We start from the raw sequence: 16,591 nt of genomic DNA on the forward strand, positions 1-16,591 counted from the left end.
ACAGGGGCCGCCTTACTGCTGTGCGGCCACCCGCTGGTGCAGCTGCTGCGACAGCTGTTCCAGGCGTTCACCCAAACCCACCAGTGATTCCTGAGCGTTGAGCAGTTCGGCGCTGGCCTGGCGCTGGCGCAGGCTGGCTTCGCGCTGGGCGGCGCTGTTGTCGCGCACTTGGGCCAACTGGCGGTGGGCCTGGTCGAGGGCCTGGCTGTGCTGGAGGATGGCGCCGGACAGGTTGGCAGTCAGGGCGGCGTTTTCGCTGAGCGCCTCACCGACACTGCAGACCTGATCGGCACCGGTGTTGACGATCTGCTCGGACTGGCCGAGCACGTTCTGCACCGTATCGGCCGTCTGGTTGCTGCGTTGCGATAGACTGCGTACCTCATCGGCGACCACGGCGAAGCCGCGCCCGTGCTCACCGGCGCGGGCTGCCTCGATGGCCGCGTTGAGCGCCAGCAGGTTGGTCTGCTGAGCGATGGCGCTGATCATCTGCATGGACTCGGCGATGCGCTGGTTGCTCTGCTGGATGGCCTGCATGCTCTGCTGGGCGTCCTGCATGCGCTGGGCGCAGGTGTTGACCTGGCCGCTGCTGTGCTGGGTGTCCTGGCTCAGCTGCTGCATCTGCGCGGTACTGTCGGCAAGGTTTTCCAGCACCTGATGCACGGCCAGGTCAAGCTGGTGCATGGCGTCGGACTGCTGTTGCACGTCGCCATCGATGCTTTGGCAGCGCAGGCGCATGCTGTCCAGGGTCTGGTACAGCTGCACGGAGAGCTGGCGCAGGTCGGCGGCGCTGTGGCGCACCTCATCGAGCAGGGCGGCCAGCTGCTGGCTGCCAGCGGTGGCAGCCTTGCCCACGCGCTCGGCTTCGTCGAGGTTCTGCTGGGCACCGTCCAAGGCCTGCTGGCGCACTTTGGAGCTATACCACTGGGCCAGCCACATGGTCAGCACGGGCAGCATGTAGCCTGAGTACTCGTTGAGCATGGCGTCACGCGGGCTCAGCTCGAAGTTCGGCAGTTCGACGCCACTGCGCTGCAGGCGAATCAGCCAGAACACGAACACCATCTGCCACAGGGCCCAGAAGGCCGCGCTGCGCCCGCCGAGCAACAGGTAGGCGAAGCCGATGACCACCAGTGGCCAGAAGATATGCGCCGAGTGCAGGCCGCCCAAGTGGTAGATGAGGATCATGGCGTAGCTGCTGATCAGCGCCATGGCGAAGTTGGCCACGCCCCGCGTCGGTAGCCAGGCATTGCGCAGCACCAGCAGGGCCAATGGCATGCCGATGATCAACAGGAAGGAACCTTGCATCAGTGCGTCGTTGCCCAGGCGGCCCCATTTGATCCCGCTGTACAGACCGATGACCAGGCCGCAAAAGGCGAAGAAGGCGAGCATACGGCTGAGCAGCGCTTCACTGGGGCTGAGTTCGCTCTGTGGCAGAAAAGTCGCTAAAAGGCCCTGTTGCATAGGGGACTCCGTTCTTATTGGTTGCCGACACTATCGGCCGCTGACACTTGCCACTTGAGAGTGATGCAGGTGCACGGCGCACAGTTCGGGTGATTCGAGTGATGGCACATGGCCTGCGTGGAGAGTACAGCGCCAAGGCCTTGGCGACGACCGATTGGCGACGAAGCACGCGTGCGGCCTTGAGCGTGCAAGCCAGTAACCACGAGGCTTTGCGCGATGCTCCAGAGCGTCTGGCCGAAAAGCCTGCAGGAAAGGCGCAATCGGCATCTGGCTGGCAGTGCCTATCGCAGTGCGCAGCAGTGCTGGCATTGCAGGGGCCTGCGTCTCAGCCATTCGCTGACTTGCCCGTCATCAGGGCGTTTCGCAGGGCTGCAGGCGTGTCGGTTTGCTTTGCAGGACGCTTTCCAGGTGGGCCATGTCCGAGACCTCCGAAGGGGTGGTGTCGGTCATGTAGTGGGAGATCCTCAACTGCGCGCTGCCCTCGGCACTGCAGAAGCCGGCCGGCAACGACGTTGGCACCTGAAGCAAGGCGAAGGCCTGCCGTTGATTGCTGAAACAGAACCACGGCATGCGCTCATCGTCGGCACTGCGCGGGATCAGTGCGGCGCTGCTGCCTTGCGGGTAGAAGCATAGGCCGTGGTTGAACTCGTCTTCGGCGAAAAACTGGAACTGGCCGGAAACCGTCAAGGTGCCGCTGTAATAACTCTGGAAGCCCTCCTGACGTTGCAGTTGCAGGCCATCGGCACTGGCCAAGGTGCAGGCGCTGAGGAGGGCGAATAGAAAAATGTTGCGCATGGGGCTTCCTTGCTGAAGAGCTGATCCTTTTGAGGGGGCGAACCTAACAGGCGCGTATGGGGTCTGTCAGTCCGTTCGACAAAAAATTCACGGGCCATCACGCAACCTAGGCCAATAGTTGTGCCGCGTGCTCTGGCCCGGTTGCTCGCTCATTTTTCATCTGGATTGCCTCTTCCATGTCTTATGCGGATACCCATGATCAGCAGGCTGTGCCTGCTCGTTACTATCAAATCACGCTGACCAGCCATCTGGCGTTTACCGGCGCCAGTGCCTTGTTGCTGATGCTGATGTATTCCCTGCTACGCCTGGCGCTAATGCTCTATAACCAGGAGCAGATCGGCGATACCTCGGCATGGGTGCTTGCCGAGGCCTTCCTCAACGGTCTGCGCTTCGATCTGCGCCTGGTGGTATATGCCTGCGCGCCGCTGCTGTTGTCGCTGCTGAGCACACGGGCTATGGCCGCTCGGCGGTTGCATGTGGCCTGGCTGACTCTGTTCGCCAGCCTGACTCTGTTCCTCGGTGTCACCGAGCTGGACTTCTACCGCGAGTTTCACCAGCGCCTGAACAGCCTGGTGTTCCAGTATCTGGAAGAGGATCTGGGCACCGTACTGAGCATGCTCTGGCATGGCTTCCCGGTCGTGCGCTACCTGCTGGCCTGGGGCCTGGCTACGCTGGCGCTGGCCTGGCTGTTCATGCTGATCGAGCACAGTACCCGCGCAGCCACCACGCAGCCGGCGCCGCTCTGGTACTGGCGGGTCGGCGTATTCGTGGTCTGCCTGCTGCTGGCGGTGATCGCCGCGCGCGGCACGCTCAAGCAGGGCCCGCCGCTGCGCTGGGGCGATGCCTTCACCACTGATTCGATGTTCGCCAATCACCTGGGCCTCAATGGCACCCTGAGCCTGGTCGATGCGGCGAAGAACAGCTTCTCCAGTCACCGTGACAATGCCTGGAAGGCCACCCAACCGGCGGCCGAAGCCCTACAGACCGTGCGTGGCATGCTGCTTGGCGAGCACGACACGCTGGTCGATGCCGACACTGCCGCCGTGCGCCGCGACTTCCAGCCGCCACAGGCCGGCACCTTGCCGATCCGCCATGTGGTGGTGATTCTCATGGAAAGCTTCGCCGGGCGCTGGGTCGGTGCACTGGGCAGCGATGCCGGCATCACGCCGAACTTCGACCGCCTGAGCGAGGAGGGACTGCTGTTCAGCCGCATCTTCGCCAACGGCACCCATACCCACCAGGGCATGTTCGCCACCATGGCCTGTTTCCCCAACCTGCCCGGTTTCGAGTACCTGATGCGCACGCCGGAAGGCAGTCACCAGTTCTCCGGTCTGCCGCAACTGCTCAGCGCCCGTGGCTACGACGATCTCTACGTCTATAACGGCAACTTCCAGTGGGACAACCAGTCCGGATTCTTTAGCAACCAGGGCATGCGCAACTTTATTGGCCGCGAGGACTTCGTCGACCCGGTATTCATGGACCCGACCTGGGGCGTTTCCGACCAGGACATGTTTGACCGCGGCGCCGCCGAGCTGGCCAGGCTGGACCCGAACAAACCGTTCTATGCGCTGCTGCAGAGCCTGTCCAACCACACACCCTATGCCTTGCCCAAGGAGCTGCCGGTCGAGCCAGTCACCGATCAGGGCTCGTCCAACGAACACCTGACCGCCATGCGCTATTCGGATTGGGCGCTGGGCCAGTTCTTCTATAAGGCGCGCCAGGAGCCGTACTTCAAGGACACTCTGTTCGTGGTGGTCGGCGATCATGGTTTCGGTAGCAGTGAGCAACTCACCGAGATGGACCTGTTCCGCCACCATGTGCCCATGCTGCTGATTGCTCCCGGCATCCGCGAAAAGTTCGGCGCCCAGCGCGATACCGTGGGTACCCAGGTCGATGTGGTGCCAACCATCATGGGTCGCCTCGGTGGCCCGGTGCGCCAGCAATGCTGGGGCCGCGATCTGCTCAGCCTGCCAGCGGGCGATGAGGGCGTCGGGGTGATCAAACCGTCCGGCAGCGACCAGACCGTGGCCATCGTCAGTGGTTCGAAGATTCTGGTGCAGCCCAAGGGCCTGGCGCCGCGGCTATATGACTACGAGCTGGGTGCTGGAGCCAGGGTTGATCTGTTGACCAACAACCCGGCCCAAGCCGAGTTGCAGCAGCGCCTGGAGGCGTTCCTGCAGGTCTCGACCCAGAGCCTGCTGGATAACAGTGCCGGGGTGCGTGGCAGCAAGTCTGAGTGAGGGAGCGCCGCACTAGCGTGTGCCTGTGCAGCTAAGTCACGTACGAGTAATGCATGCCCTACGAAAATACCGTCCCAACCAGGCGCTGAGGGGTGGGCTACCCACCGGCAGTGGTTGGAACGGCACGAAGGTAGACGCTTAGCGACGCACCTGCTTGAGCGTCTCGGCAATCATGAAGGCCAGCTCCAGTGACTGGTCGGCGTTCATCCGCGGGTCGCAGTGGGTGTGGTAGCGGTCCGACAGGCCTGCCTCGGTGATCGGTCGGGCGCCGCCGATGCATTCGGTGACGTTCTGCCCGGTCATCTCGATATGGATGCCGCCGGCGTAAGTACCCTCGGCCTGGTGCACGGCGAAGAACTGCTTCACTTCGGACAGAATTTGCGCGAAGTCGCGGGTCTTGTAGCCGCTGCTGGCCTTGATGGTATTGCCGTGCATGGGGTCGGAACTCCACAGCACCTGTTTGCCTTCGCTCTGCACCTTGCGCAGCAGGCGCGGGAAGTGCGCTTCGACCTTGTCGGCGCCCATGCGCACGATCAGGTTGAGGCGGCCGGGATCGTTGTCCGGGTTGAGGATATCGATCAGACGGATCAGCTCGTCCGGGTCCATGCTCGGGCCGACCTTGACCCCGATCGGGTTGCCGACGCCACGCAGGAACTCGACATGGGCGCCGTCGAGCTGGCGGGTGCGGTCGCCGATCCACAGCATGTGCGCGGAGCAGTCGTACCAGCCACCGGTGAGGCTGTCTTTGCGCACGAAGGCCTGCTCGTAGCCCAGCAGCAGGGCTTCGTGGGCGGTGAAGAAGTTGGTTTCGCGCACCTGGGCGGCGCCATCCATGCCGCAGGCGCGCATGAAGGCCAGGGTCTCGTCGATGCGGTCGGCCAGCTGGCTGTACTTCTCGCCCAGTGCCGAGTTGGCGATGAAGTCGAGGTTCCACTGGTGCACCTGGTGCAGGTCGGCGAAGCCGCCCTGGGCGAAGGCGCGCAGCAGGTTGAGGCTGGCGGTGGCCTGGTGGTAAGCCTGCAGCAGGCGCTCCGGGTCCGGCACACGGCTCTTTTCGTCGAAGTCGATGCCGTTGACGATATCGCCACGGTAGGCCGGCAGGGTCACGCCATCGATGGTTTCGTCATTGGCCGAGCGCGGCTTGGCGAACTGCCCGGCCATGCGCCCGACTTTGACCACTGGACAGCCGGCGGCGAAGGTCATGACGATGGCCATCTGCAGCAGCACCTTGAAGGTGTCGCGGATCTTCAGGGTGGAGAATTCGGCGAAGCTTTCGGCACAGTCGCCACCTTGCAGGAGAAAGGCCCGACCCTGGGTGACCTCGGCAAACTGGCGGCGCAGCTCGCGCGCCTCGCCGGCGAAGACCAGCGGCGGATAGCCGGCCAGGGTCTGCTCGACTCGTTGCAGGTGGGCGAGGTCAGGGTAGACGGGTTGTTGCTGGATCGGCTTGCTTCTCCAGCTTTCGGGGCTCCAGGCGTGCGACATCAGACTTCTCGGTTAGCGGCTGTTCGTGCGGACTGGCATGGTAACCGATCAGCCTGGGCCGGCAAGCCGATAGACGTGATAGAGCCTCTGTATGTAGGAGCCAACTTGCTGGCGATCAGCCGTTCGCGGGGGCATTGATCGCCAGCAAGCTGGCTCCTACAGGTTCGTGTCCGTTTCTGGCAGGGACGTAGCCGGATGCAATTCGCGGGCGGATTTGCCGGCTGTCCCGGATTGCATCCGGGCTACGGTCAGGCAGTGATCGGTTTGAAGCCTCGAGCGGTAGCGGTACGCGGCAATACGTCGCGGCCCGGCAGGAAGCAGCCGAAGCCGGGCTGCTTGCCCAGCGCCTCGGGGAACTCGCTGCCACGGCGGTAGGCGATGCGGCCGTTGATCAAGGTGGCATCCACCGCCGCGTCGTTGCGCTTGACCACGCGCTGCAGACCGATCACCTCCATGGGCGCTTCATGCATTTCATCCAGCTCGTCGGTCAGCCCGGCCGGGTTGACGATCACCACATCGGCGCGGTCGCCGACGCGGATGGTGCCGGCATCCACGCCGATAAAGTCAGCCAGCTCGCCACTCAGGCGGTGCACGGCGTGGCCCATGTCCATGAACGGCGTGCTGGCCAGTTCGGCATCACGCACGTACTTGAGGAAACGCAGCGGGAAGTTGTACTGGGCGATGGAGCGCAGGTGCGCGCCAGAGTCGGCGAAGCCCGGCTGGGTCCAGGGACTGGAGAGCAGCTTGTGCATCACCGGCAGGCGCTGGTTGCCATAGCAGGTGGTCCACTTCAGCGCCTCGCGGTACTGGCAGGCGATCTCGAAGTAGGCGTCCACCGGGTCCAGGCCACGGGCGGCGCCGAGTTGCTTGAAGTTCTTGCCGACCATCGAGGCGTCCGGGCACTCGGTCACCCAGCAGTCGGAGAAGTCGCGGTGCCACAGCCCCTTGGTCAGCACGGCCTTGACCTGCTTCTTGAACAGGGCGCGAAACTCCGGCTCCAGCACCTTGGCGTACAGCTCGTCCGGGTCCTTGATGTTGCGCAGGATCTCGCCGGCGCCGAATTCCTCGAAGGCGTTCACGTTGAGCCCTTCCAGGCGCAGGGTGAAGGGCGCCGGCAGGGTCTGCCAGCGGAAGTGGCCGAGCAGTACCTTGTTGGCCAGCCAGCCGGAGAGGCGGGTGAAACGGTGTAGCAGCGGCTGTGACTTGAGGTCCAGGGCGGTGAGCATCGAGCACTTCAGCGGTTTGCGGAACCAGCCGTGGGCCTGATAGAGGAAGGCGAACACATTGACCTTGGTCACCGCGTCCGGCGCGCCCTGCAGCACCGCGCCGCGCCGGCGCAGCACGGCAAACAGGCGGGAGAACTCGGTCCAGTTGGCGAAGGTCGAGGGCAGCGGGCTAGACCAGGCACGGTCGCCATCCATCTTGTCGAGCTTGGTAGTCATCACCGACAGGCCGATGCAGCCGGCGTCCAGCGCTTCTTCCAGCAACTGCTCCATGCGCTGCAGCTCGGCTTCGCTCGGTTTGATCTTGCGGGTGGCGCGCTCCAGGCCCATCACCGCCACACGTAGCTCGGAGTGGCCGAGGAAGGAGCTGACGTTCGGCCCCAGCGGGTGCTGGTCGTAGAAGGCGCGGTAGCCGGCGGCGTCGCGCCAGGTCTTCTTCTCCTTGAGGATCGGCAGCACGTATTCGCGCGGCACCGCCTCGACGCGGGTGAACAGGTCGGAACAGTCCTCGGCATCGGCCAGCACCATGCTGATCGAGCAGGAGCCGATGGTCACGCTGGTCACGCCGTGGCGCACCGACTCCTTCAGCGCCGGCGCGGCGATCACTTCGGCATCGTAGTGCGAGTGGATTTCCAGGAAACCGGGGGTCACCCAGCGGCCGGCGGCGTCGAGCACCTCGGGGCAGCCATTCTCGACCAGCGGGCTGAGGCTGACCGCATCGATGCGCCCGGCCCTGATGCCGATATGTCGCAGTGCGCCGGGTGCGCCAGTGCCGTCGAAATACAGGCCGTTCTTGATGATGATGTCGTAGCTCATAGCAGGCTCCAGGGCGACAGCAGCAGGGTGCCGGTGACCAGCAACAGGATGTAGATGGCGATGCGGAAATGACGCTCGTCGAAGCGCCGGTGCAGGCGCTCGCCGGCCCACAGGCCGACCAGCAGCAGCGGGGCATAGACCAGTACCTGCGGCAGCGCCGGCAGCAGGCGGCCATCGACGAGAAAGGCCAGGGTCAGCAGGCTGTTGAGCGTGAACCAGACGCTGACCAGGGTGGCGCGAAAGCGCGCCTTGTCCAGGCTGGTGCCGGCCAGGCCGAACACCAGCAGCGGCCCACCGGAGGCGAACAGGCCATGGCTGAGGCCAGCACCTAGAGTCAGCAAGCGGGTCAGCCACTGTGGCCTTACCGGTAGCGCGGCGGCATGGCGCAGGCGCCACAGCTCACGTCCGGCGAACCAGAGGATCAGCACACCGAAACAGCGCTTGAGCAGCGCCTCATCCAGGTACGGCAGCAGCAGATAGCCGAACAACGTGCCGAGCAGCATGCCCGGCAGGATGGTGCCGAGCAGCAGCGGACGGTCGATCTGCGCGCGGTGGCGCCAGACCAGGTAGCCGGTCATGCCGATATTCAGCGGCACCAGTACTGGCAGCAACTGGTCGATAGGCAGCAGTAGTGCACCCAGAGATAAGGCGATGACGATGCTGCCGAAGCCGGTGACGGCTTCCAGGGTATAGGCCAGCAGGATAAAGGCGCCCAGGGCGTAGGAAGCAGTCATGGTGCGCTCTGTTTTTTTGTAGGAGCGAGCTCTGCTCGCGAAGCGGGCTGCGTGGTGCTTTCTTCGCGAGCAGAGCTCGCTCCTACGGTTGAGCTGGTGGGCAGTTCGCCAGCGAAACGGCGGCTCATCTGCCGGTAGTACAGCGCCGGCGCCACGCGCCAGAGCAGGCTGGCCAGCCAGCTGCCGCGATCGGGAAACAGGCGTTGCTGGCCGGCAGCCAGGCCCTTGAGGATTTCCCCGGCCATCCAGTCGGCGCCGCGCACCCGGCCTATGGTCGAGCGGGCATGGCCGGCCGGCTGGCCGTCGGCGCCGAGGGCGTTGCGGTCGATCGGCGTGTCGAGAAAGCTCGGGTAGACCATCAGCAGCTGGATGCCATCACGGGCGATTTCCGCGCGCAGCACCTCGAAGGCCTGGCCCAGGGCACTTTTTGCCGCGCAGTAGCCGGCGCGGCCGAGCACTGGCATCCAGCCGGCCATGGAGCCGATGGCGGCGACCTGGCCGCGGCTCTCGCGCAGCAGCGGCAGGGCGGCCAGGGTCAGCTCCAGCGGCGCGTGGTAGTCCACCGCCATGACCTGGCGAAACACCGCCGGATCGGTGCGGGTGGTCAGCGAGCGGTGGGTGATGCCGGCATTGTTGAACAGCACGTCGAGGCGGCCGAACAGGACCTGGCAGGCGTCGAGCAGCTGGCGGTGCAGCTCGGGATCGGTGATATCGCCGGACAGGCCTTCGACCCGCTCGCCACCCAGTTCGGCGACCCGTGCGGCCAGGCCGTTGGCATTGATATCGGTGAGCAGCAGGTGATCGCCACGGGCATGGCAGGCCTTGGCCAGCTCCCAGCCGAGGCCGCTGGCGGCGCCGGTGATCAGGGCTACGTGCATCACTGGGCTCCTTCGCCGAGCACGGTGGCAGGCTGGCCGGCCGGTGGGCGGCGAGCCCAGAACAGTGCCAGAACCAGCCCCGCCAGCAGTTGCCAGCAACCCCAGAAAGCGGCGATCAGCAACATGCCGCCAGCCTGCGGGAAGAAGGTGAAGATCAGCGCCATGCCCAGGGCCGAGTTGTGGATGCCGGTTTCCAGGGTCACCGCGCGTACGTCTGCTTCCGCCAGGCGCCACAGGCGCGCACACAGGTAGCCGAGCAGCAGGGCCATGCCGTTGAGCGTGACCACCAGCCAGAAGAACAGGTGGAAGTGTTCGATGAACTGTTCGAAGTTCTTGGCGAAGGCGCCGCCGACGAAGGCCAGCATCACCAGCAGGGAGAAGTTGCGCAGTGGTTTCTCCAGCTTCTGCGCCAGCTGCGGGCGGCGCTTGCCGAGCAGCATGCCGGCGATCATCGGCAAGATCAGGACCAGCACGACCATGGCCAGCAGTTCGACCGGGTCGACGCTGATCTCGGTGAGCAGTGCCCGGGTGTTGGGGTTGAGCCCGGCGTACAGGGCGAAGTTGAGCGGGGTGAAGATCCCCGCGGTGATGCTCGACACCGCGGTGACGCTGGCCGACACGGCGACGTTGCCACGGCCCAGCCAGGTCATGATGTTGGAGAAGGTGCCGCTCGGGCAGGTGGCGACCAGGATCATGCCCAGGGCCAGGCTCGGGTCGATCGGCAGCAGGGTGGTCAGCAGGCAGGTGCTGGCCGGCAGCAGCACGAACTGCACGAACAGGCCGATCAGCGGCGCCTTGGGCGTGCGCAGGATGCGCTTGAAGTCATCGGCGCGCAGCTCCAGGGACACGCCGAACATCATCAGGGCGATGATGGCGTTCAGCGCGATCATCGCGCTGGGGGAAAACTCAAGATTGACGGCAGGCATCGAGACTTTCCTTGGTTGAAGTCGAGACGATAGGGGCGAGGTCGGCGCGCAGCTCGGCGCTATGCGCCTTGAGCGCGGCGCGGTAGCTGTCCTTGTGCACGTAATAGGCCATGCGTTCCAGCTGCAGGTAGGCGTAGCCGCCGTCCATACGCTGGGCGAAGCGTTGCTGCACCTGCTCATGGAAGCGCGCGGCCGAGGGGTGGCCATCGAGCTGCTGGCGGATCACCAGGGCGACCAGTTCGGCCTGCTCGGCGCGGCCCTGCCAGCCGAGGCCGGAGGCTTCGATCATGCCGAGCATGAACAGGTCGCGGTGCAGCGGGTGGAACACGTTGAGGTACAGCTGCGGCGCGCCGGCATCCTGGGGCCAGTTCAGCTCGGCGCGGTCGATAAAGGGGTAGTCGAGCTTGTAGCCGGTGGCCTGGAGGATCAGGTCGTAGTCGGCCTGGCTGCCATCGGCGAAGGTCACGCTATGGCCGTCGACCTGACGGATATCGCCGCGCGGCTGGATATCGCCATGGCCGATATGGTGCAGCACCAGCGAGTTCATCACCGGGTGCGACTCATACAGGCGGTAGTCCGGATCGGGCAGGCCATATTGCGAGGGCTTGCCGAGCAGGGCGCGCACCAGCAGGCCGTCGACCAGCTGCTTGAGCCGGCGTGGCAGCTTGACTGCGCCGCCGAAGGTGTCGGTGGGCTTGCCGAGGATGAACTTGGGCAGGAAGTGGTAGCCGCGTCGCACCGACAGGTCGACCGAGGCGGCGCGGTGCACGGCATCCACGGCGATGTCGCAGGCCGAGTTGCCGCAGCCGACCACCAGCACGCGCTTGCCGGTGAAGATGTCGGCCGACTTGTAGGCCGAGGAATGCAGCAGCTCGCCGGTGAACGGACCGGGCAGGGTTGGCTGATTGGGCTGGTGCAGGGTGCCGTTGGCGATCAGCACGCCGCCGAACTGCCATTCACGTTGCACGCCGGCGCATTCGCTGAGCAGGCGCCAACCTTGGTCGAGGCGCTCCAGCTTGAGCACGCGGGTATTGAACTGGTAGTGCTGTCGCAGGCCGAAGTGCTCAGCGTAATCGCGAAAGTACTGGCCGATCTGCTGGTGTCGCGGGTAGTGCGGCACTGCGGCGGGCATGGGGAATTCGGCGAAGGCGGTGGTGCCCTTGGACGAGATCAGGTGCGCCGACTCGTACATGGTGCTGTGCGGGTTGCTGATATCCCACAGGCCACCGACATCCGCGTGCAGCTCGAAGCCGACGAAGGGGATACCATAGCGCTGTAGCTGACGGGCAGCCGCCAGCCCCATAGGGCCGGCTCCGATAATGGCGTGCATGCAAGGCGTCTCAATTGTCTTTCTGTAGTTATTCCGTAAGCATATGCAGCCCTCCGCTTGCCGTAATGGCTCATTCAGGACTCCAGTCGGTTAATTCAGGACCATGAGCACTACGCCTTCCGTCACCGTGCATTACACCCAGGCCATCCTCCAGGCCGCCGAGCGCCTGGCCTTGCCGCTGCCGGCCGAGCTGCGCGAGCTGGGTGGTGAGGCGCGCATTCCGCTGGCGCGCCAGGACGTTCTGTGGGAAGCCTTCTGCGCGGCGGCACACGATCCGCTGACCGGCTTGCGCCTGGGCTGCGCCCTGCAGGTCGGTCATCTGGACATGGTCGGCGCCCTGCTGATGAGCTGCGAAACGGTCGGCGAGGCGCTGGAAGCCTTGCTCGAGTACTACCCGATAGTCGGCGAAGGCGGTGAGTTCAGCCTGCGCGACGAGGGCCAGCGCCTGTGCCTGGTCTACCAGCCGCAGTACCAGGTGCGCCGCGACGAGCGGGTCGAGGCGGTGCTGGCTAGCCTGCTGCACATGACCCGCTGGATCACCGGCAGCAAGGTCAGTCCCTTGCTGCTCAGCTTCAGTCACCCGGCGCGCGGCAGCGAGGCCAGCTATGCCGAGCTGCTGGCCTGTCCGTTGCAGTTCGCCGCCGCCGAAAACGCCCTGGTGTTCGCCGCCGCCGATCTGCAGGTGCCGCTGATCCAGGCCAATGCGCTGATGCGCGAGCACCTGCGCGGCCTCGCCGACAGCCTGCTCGAGCGCCTAGGTACGCAGAGCCTGGCGGCGCGGGTACAGCAGTTGCAGCGGGCACAGCCGCGCTGGGGCAAGGAGCGCATCGCCGAGCAGCTGGAGCTGAGCGGACGTCACCTCAACCGCAAGCTGGCCGAGGAGGGCACCTCGTTCAAGTTGCTGCGCGACCAGGTGCTGTACCAGATGGCCGAACAGTTATTGCGCGAGTCGCCACGCCTGAGCGAGGTGGCCGAGCGTCTGGGGTTTTCCGATGAGAGTGCGTTCGCCAAGGCCTTCCGCCGCTGGAGCAGCATGACGCCGGGACAGTTTCGTCAGGGGTTGGTGAATGAGTGATTTGCGTGAAGAGCGGGTATTGGCCGAAGTGCAGGACCAGTTCGGCCTGGTCCGCGTGCTGGAAGTCGGCGACTACCGTTTCCTCGAATTCGGCGATGCCATCGAGCAAAGCTGCGTGTTCACCCGTGACCCGAAGTGGCTGGAGTACGACTACACCCGCGCCATGTTCCTCGGTGCGCTGTGCCATGGGGCGCCGGAAACCGCGCTGTTTCTCGGCTTGGGTGCGGGCAACCTGACCCAGGCCTGCCTGAGCTTCATCGAGCTGGACGATGTCGAGGTGATCGAGCTGCGCCCGGACGTGCCGCGCCTGGCCATGCAGTACCTGGGACTGGCCGACGACCCGCGCCTGACCATCCGCATCGGCGATGCCCTGGAACTGCTCGACAGCGCCGAGTCGGCCGACCTGATTTTCCTCGACCTGTACACCGACACCGGCCCTGCGGTTGGCCACCTGGCCTGGAAGTTCCTGGAAAGCTGCCAGGCCAAGCTCAACCCGGGCGGCTGGCTGGTGATCAATCAGTGGGGCACCGATGACGGCAAGCCGCTAGGCGCGGCTCTGCTGCGTGGCCTCTATCATCGGCATTACTGGGAGATTCCGGTGAAGGAGGGCAACGTCATCCTGCTGGTGCCGGCTGATCTGGAGCAGGAGTTGCAGCCCGAACAGCTCTCGGCCCGCGCCGCCGAACTGGCGCCGCGCCTGGGCTATTCGCTGCAGCCCTTGATCGACGTGCTGCGCCCGGCCAGTTGAGGCCGGCGCAGCCGCGCCGTTCAGCGGCCCTTGAAGTCACCGGGGCGGCGTTCGAGCATGGCGCGCACGCCTTCCTGGGCATCTTCGCTGGCCATCAGTGCGGTAACTACCGGATGCAGGCTGGCAATCGCTGCCGCTTCCCCCTCTTGCACGGCCTGGCGTGCCGAAGCCAGGGTGGCGCGTACGCCCAGCGGCGCCTGGGCGGCGATGCGTTCGGCGAGCGCCAGGGCGCCGGGCAGCAGGTCCTCGGGGCTGAACACTTCCTGTACCAGGCCCAGGCGATAGGCTTCCGCGGCATCGAAGGGGTCGCCGGTCAGCAGCCAGCGCATGGCATTGCCCCAGCCGGCGGCCTGGTGCATGCGCAGGGTGGCGCCGCCGAACGGCAGGATGCCGCGCTGTACCTCCATCTGTGCGAAGCGGGTGTCGCTGGAACACAGGTTGATATCGGAGGCCAGCATCAGCTCGATGCCGATGGTGTAGCAGTAGCCACGGGCGGCGACGATCACCGGCTTGCTGACCCGTGGGCCGCCGAATACGCCCCAGGGATCGCAGCCGCCAGCGGGAATATGCCAGCCGGCGGCAAAGGTGGATGCCACCTTGGCCAGATCGAGGCCAGCGGTGAAGTGTTCGCCATGGGCAAACACCAGGGCCACACGCGCTTCCTCATCGCGCTCGAATTCGCCATAGGCCAGGCAGAGCTGATTGAGCATGTCGAGGTCGAAGGCGTTGCGCTTGTCGCTGCGGTTGAGTCCGATCAGCAGGATCTGGCCACGTTTCTCGCGGCTGATACGGTCGGTCGTCGGCTCGGCCATGGGGTGGCTCCAGGTTCGCTAGGTGAGTTTCCTTTATAGTCAGCCCGCCGGCGGTCGTGCAAACGCATTGCCCGCCTGAATGGCAGGTTATGATCTGCAAGACGCGCGCCGCTTCTGTAAAAAATCTGCCACGTGGACAGCTTTTCCTGTATGATTCGCGCCCGGCCAAACTTGGCCGTCGTTCAGGTAGTAAAACTCACGAAGCGCTTGCTTCGGCAGCTTGTCCGCGTAGCGGACTATCCTTGACGCTTTATTCATTTAGTTTTCGCAAATCCCCGCCTACACGGCTGCCAGGGTGACCTTCGGGTCCTACATGGCATGTGCAGCTTTGGAACTTGGGTCTTTGCGGATGCACCTAGAGGCAGACCCATGACCCAGGAAGTAACCGGCACTTTCGCCGAACTCGGCCTTCATCCTTCTATTCTCGCTGCGCTGACCGCGGTGGGTTACGAAGAGCCGTCCCCGATTCAATCCCAGGCGATCCCGGTGATCCTCGCCGGCCACGACATGATCGGCCAGGCGCAGACCGGTACCGGCAAGACCGCAGCGTTCGCCCTGCCGATCCTGTCGAAGATCGACCCGGCCAAGCGTGAACTGCAGGCGCTGATCCTCGCGCCGACCCGTGAGCTGGCCCTGCAGGTGGCCACCGCCTTTGAAACCTACTCCAAGCAGATGCCCGGCCTGAGCGTGGTTGCCGTGTACGGCGGCGCGCCGATGGGCCCGCAGCTCAAGGCCATCCGCATGGGTGCCCAGGTTATCGTGGCCACCCCGGGGCGTCTGGTTGACCACCTGAGCCGCAACGACCAACTGCTGTCGACCATCAGCCACCTGGTGCTGGACGAAGCCGACGAAATGCTCAAGCTCGGCTTCATGGACGATCTGGAAGTGATCTTCCAGGCCATGCCGGCCAGCCGCCAGAGCGTGCTGTTCTCCGCGACCCTGCCGGCCTCGATCCGCACCATCGCCGAGAAGCACCTGCGCGACCCGAAACACATCAAGATCGCCGCCAAGACCCAGACCGTCTCGCTGATCGAGCAGGCCCACCTGATGGTGCATGCCGACCAGAAGGTCCAGGCTGTTTCGCGCCTGCTGGAAGTCGAGGAATTCGACGCCCTGATCGCCTTCGTGCGCACCAAGCAAGCCACCCTGGACCTGGCCTCCGCGCTGGAAGCCAAGGGCTACAAGGTGGCCGCGCTGAACGGTGACATCGCGCAGAACCAGCGCGAGCGCGTCATCGAGTCGCTGAAAGACGGCCGTCTGGACATCGTGGTCGCCACCGACGTGGCCGCCCGTGGTATCGACGTACCGCGTATCACCCACGTACTCAACGTCGACATGCCGTACGACCCGGAGTCCTACGTGCACCGTATCGGTCGTACCGGCCGTGCCGGTCGCGTTGGCCGTGCGCTGCTGCTGGTGACCCCGCGTGAGCGTCGCATGCTGCAGGTAATCGAGCGCGTAACCGGGCAGAAAGTTGCCGAAGTGCGTCTACCGAATGCCCAGCAGGTGCTGGATGCACGCATCAAGAAGCTGACCAACAGCCTGGCGCCGTTGGTGGCCGATGCCGAAGCCAGCCATGGCGAGCTGCTCGACCGTCTGGTGGCCGATATCGGCTGCACTCCGCGCGCCCTGGCCGCGGCCTTGCTGCGCAAGGCCACCAATGGCCAGTCGCTGAACTTGGCCGACGTCGAGCGCGAGCAGCCGCTGGTGCCGACCGTCAGCGCCCCGCGCGAACGTCGCGAGCGTGATGGCGAGCGCAGCAGCGGTGGCGATTTCGCTCCGCGTGAGCGTCGTGCCCCGGTGCCGTTGACTGAAGGCCGTGCCCGTTGCCGTACCGCCCTGGGCACTCGCGACGGCATCGCCGCGAAGAACCTGCTCGGCGCGATCCTCAACGAGGGTGGTCTGGCTCGCGAAGCCATCGGTCGCATCCAGATCCGTGAGACCTTCAGCCTGATCGAGCTGCCGGAAGAAGGCCTCGACCGTCTGCTCGGTAAGCTCAAGGACACCCGCGTTGCCGGTAAGGCCCTGAAGCTGCGTCGTTATCGCGAGGATTGATCCCCTGGGATCGAGC

Annotated in this window: 13 protein-coding genes; 4 read left to right on the forward strand and 9 right to left on the reverse strand. The window is 65.1% G+C overall.

Translation table 11 applies throughout. The annotated features are described in order from the left end of the window. Positions 1–12: 12 nt before the first annotated feature. Together H3H45_RS17100 and H3H45_RS17105 are read right to left on the reverse strand one after the other, a co-directional pair. Positions 13–1,458 (reverse strand): methyl-accepting chemotaxis protein, encoded by a 1,446-nt coding sequence (locus H3H45_RS17100; RefSeq protein ID WP_182834898.1) that lies wholly within the window; start codon positions 1,456–1,458, stop codon positions 13–15. 351 nt (positions 1,459–1,809) lie between these two features. Continuing rightward, positions 1,810–2,253, reverse strand: a complete 444-nt coding sequence (locus H3H45_RS17105) for a hypothetical protein (protein WP_182834899.1) — start codon at positions 2,251–2,253, stop codon at positions 1,810–1,812. Between the two features lie 176 nt (positions 2,254–2,429). On the opposite strand from H3H45_RS17105, the gene H3H45_RS17110 reads away from it, so the two are divergent. Next, positions 2,430–4,493, forward strand: a complete 2,064-nt coding sequence (locus H3H45_RS17110) for an LTA synthase family protein (protein WP_182834900.1) — start codon at positions 2,430–2,432, stop codon at positions 4,491–4,493. Between the two features lie 138 nt (positions 4,494–4,631). Here the strand turns inward: H3H45_RS17110 and H3H45_RS17115 are convergent, their stop codons facing one another. From H3H45_RS17115 to H3H45_RS17140, 6 genes are all read right to left on the reverse strand, one after another. Then, entirely contained in the window at positions 4,632–5,978 is a 1,347-nt protein-coding gene (locus H3H45_RS17115; protein WP_182834901.1) for a class II 3-deoxy-7-phosphoheptulonate synthase, read from the reverse strand. A 248-nt stretch (positions 5,979–6,226) separates the two neighbouring features. Beyond that, entirely contained in the window at positions 6,227–8,017 is a 1,791-nt protein-coding gene (locus H3H45_RS17120) for an N-acyl-D-amino-acid deacylase family protein (RefSeq protein ID WP_182834902.1), read from the reverse strand. Beyond that, positions 8,014–8,751, reverse strand: coding sequence for a sulfite exporter TauE/SafE family protein (locus H3H45_RS17125; protein ID WP_182834903.1), 738 nt, complete (start codon positions 8,749–8,751; stop codon positions 8,014–8,016). Before H3H45_RS17125 ends, H3H45_RS17120 begins: the two co-directional genes overlap by 4 nt. Further along, positions 8,748–9,629 carry an SDR family NAD(P)-dependent oxidoreductase gene (locus H3H45_RS17130; RefSeq protein ID WP_182834904.1) on the reverse strand — a complete coding sequence of 294 codons (882 nt, stop codon included), beginning with the start codon at positions 9,627–9,629 and terminating at the stop codon, positions 8,748–8,750. The genes H3H45_RS17125 and H3H45_RS17130 overlap by 4 nt, the downstream gene beginning before the upstream one ends. Then, positions 9,629–10,555, reverse strand: a complete 927-nt coding sequence (locus tag H3H45_RS17135; protein ID WP_182834905.1) for a bile acid:sodium symporter family protein — start codon at positions 10,553–10,555, stop codon at positions 9,629–9,631. The genes H3H45_RS17130 and H3H45_RS17135 overlap by 1 nt, the downstream gene beginning before the upstream one ends. Then, a complete protein-coding gene (locus H3H45_RS17140; RefSeq protein ID WP_182834906.1) occupies positions 10,536–11,885 on the reverse strand; it encodes a flavin-containing monooxygenase in 1,350 nt (449 codons plus the stop codon). Before H3H45_RS17140 ends, H3H45_RS17135 begins: the two co-directional genes overlap by 20 nt. A 103-nt stretch (positions 11,886–11,988) precedes the next feature. Between H3H45_RS17140 and H3H45_RS17145 the strand changes: the two genes are divergently transcribed. Together H3H45_RS17145 and H3H45_RS17150 are read left to right on the forward strand one after the other, a co-directional pair. Further along, the gene (locus H3H45_RS17145; protein WP_182834907.1) at positions 11,989–12,960 is read left to right on the forward strand and encodes an AraC family transcriptional regulator; all 972 of its coding nucleotides are present in this window, start codon (positions 11,989–11,991) and stop codon (positions 12,958–12,960) included. Next, positions 12,953–13,708, forward strand: a complete 756-nt coding sequence (locus H3H45_RS17150; RefSeq protein ID WP_182834908.1) for a spermidine synthase — start codon at positions 12,953–12,955, stop codon at positions 13,706–13,708. Before H3H45_RS17145 ends, H3H45_RS17150 begins: the two co-directional genes overlap by 8 nt. A gap of 20 nt (positions 13,709–13,728) precedes the next feature. On the opposite strand, the gene H3H45_RS17155 is transcribed toward H3H45_RS17150, so the two are convergent. Then, the gene (locus H3H45_RS17155; RefSeq protein WP_182834909.1) at positions 13,729–14,520 is read right to left on the reverse strand and encodes a crotonase/enoyl-CoA hydratase family protein; all 792 of its coding nucleotides are present in this window, start codon (positions 14,518–14,520) and stop codon (positions 13,729–13,731) included. Between the two features lie 369 nt (positions 14,521–14,889). Here H3H45_RS17155 and H3H45_RS17160 point away from each other — a divergent pair, with 369 nt between their 5' ends. Next, entirely contained in the window at positions 14,890–16,575 is a 1,686-nt protein-coding gene (locus tag H3H45_RS17160) for a DEAD/DEAH box helicase (protein WP_182834910.1), read from the forward strand. Positions 16,576–16,591: the final 16 nt, after the last annotated feature.

This window comes from Aquipseudomonas guryensis (assembly GCF_014164785.1).
GTDB lineage: Bacteria > Pseudomonadota > Gammaproteobacteria > Pseudomonadales > Pseudomonadaceae > Aquipseudomonas > Aquipseudomonas guryensis.

Excerpts from the sequence above, each read along its gene's own strand:
- H3H45_RS17100 (WP_182834898.1), bottom strand. The coding sequence starts at position 1,458 with ATGCAACAGGGCCTTTTAGCGACTTTTCTGCCACAGAGCGAACTCAGC.
- H3H45_RS17155 (WP_182834909.1), bottom strand. The coding sequence starts at position 14,520 with ATGGCCGAGCCGACGACCGACCGTATCAGCCGCGAGAAACGTGGCCAG.
- H3H45_RS17130 (WP_182834904.1), bottom strand. The coding sequence starts at position 9,629 with ATGCACGTAGCCCTGATCACCGGCGCCGCCAGCGGCCTCGGCTGGGAG.
- H3H45_RS17110 (WP_182834900.1), top strand. The coding sequence starts at position 2,430 with ATGTCTTATGCGGATACCCATGATCAGCAGGCTGTGCCTGCTCGTTAC.
- H3H45_RS17150 (WP_182834908.1), top strand. The coding sequence starts at position 12,953 with ATGAGTGATTTGCGTGAAGAGCGGGTATTGGCCGAAGTGCAGGACCAG.
- H3H45_RS17145 (WP_182834907.1), top strand. The coding sequence starts at position 11,989 with ATGAGCACTACGCCTTCCGTCACCGTGCATTACACCCAGGCCATCCTC.
- H3H45_RS17115 (WP_182834901.1), bottom strand. The coding sequence starts at position 5,978 with ATGTCGCACGCCTGGAGCCCCGAAAGCTGGAGAAGCAAGCCGATCCAG.
- H3H45_RS17135 (WP_182834905.1), bottom strand. The coding sequence starts at position 10,555 with ATGCCTGCCGTCAATCTTGAGTTTTCCCCCAGCGCGATGATCGCGCTG.
- H3H45_RS17125 (WP_182834903.1), bottom strand. The coding sequence starts at position 8,751 with ATGACTGCTTCCTACGCCCTGGGCGCCTTTATCCTGCTGGCCTATACC.
- H3H45_RS17120 (WP_182834902.1), bottom strand. The coding sequence starts at position 8,017 with ATGAGCTACGACATCATCATCAAGAACGGCCTGTATTTCGACGGCACT.
- H3H45_RS17105 (WP_182834899.1), bottom strand. The coding sequence starts at position 2,253 with ATGCGCAACATTTTTCTATTCGCCCTCCTCAGCGCCTGCACCTTGGCC.
- H3H45_RS17160 (WP_182834910.1), top strand. The coding sequence starts at position 14,890 with ATGACCCAGGAAGTAACCGGCACTTTCGCCGAACTCGGCCTTCATCCT.
- H3H45_RS17140 (WP_182834906.1), bottom strand. The coding sequence starts at position 11,885 with ATGCACGCCATTATCGGAGCCGGCCCTATGGGGCTGGCGGCTGCCCGT.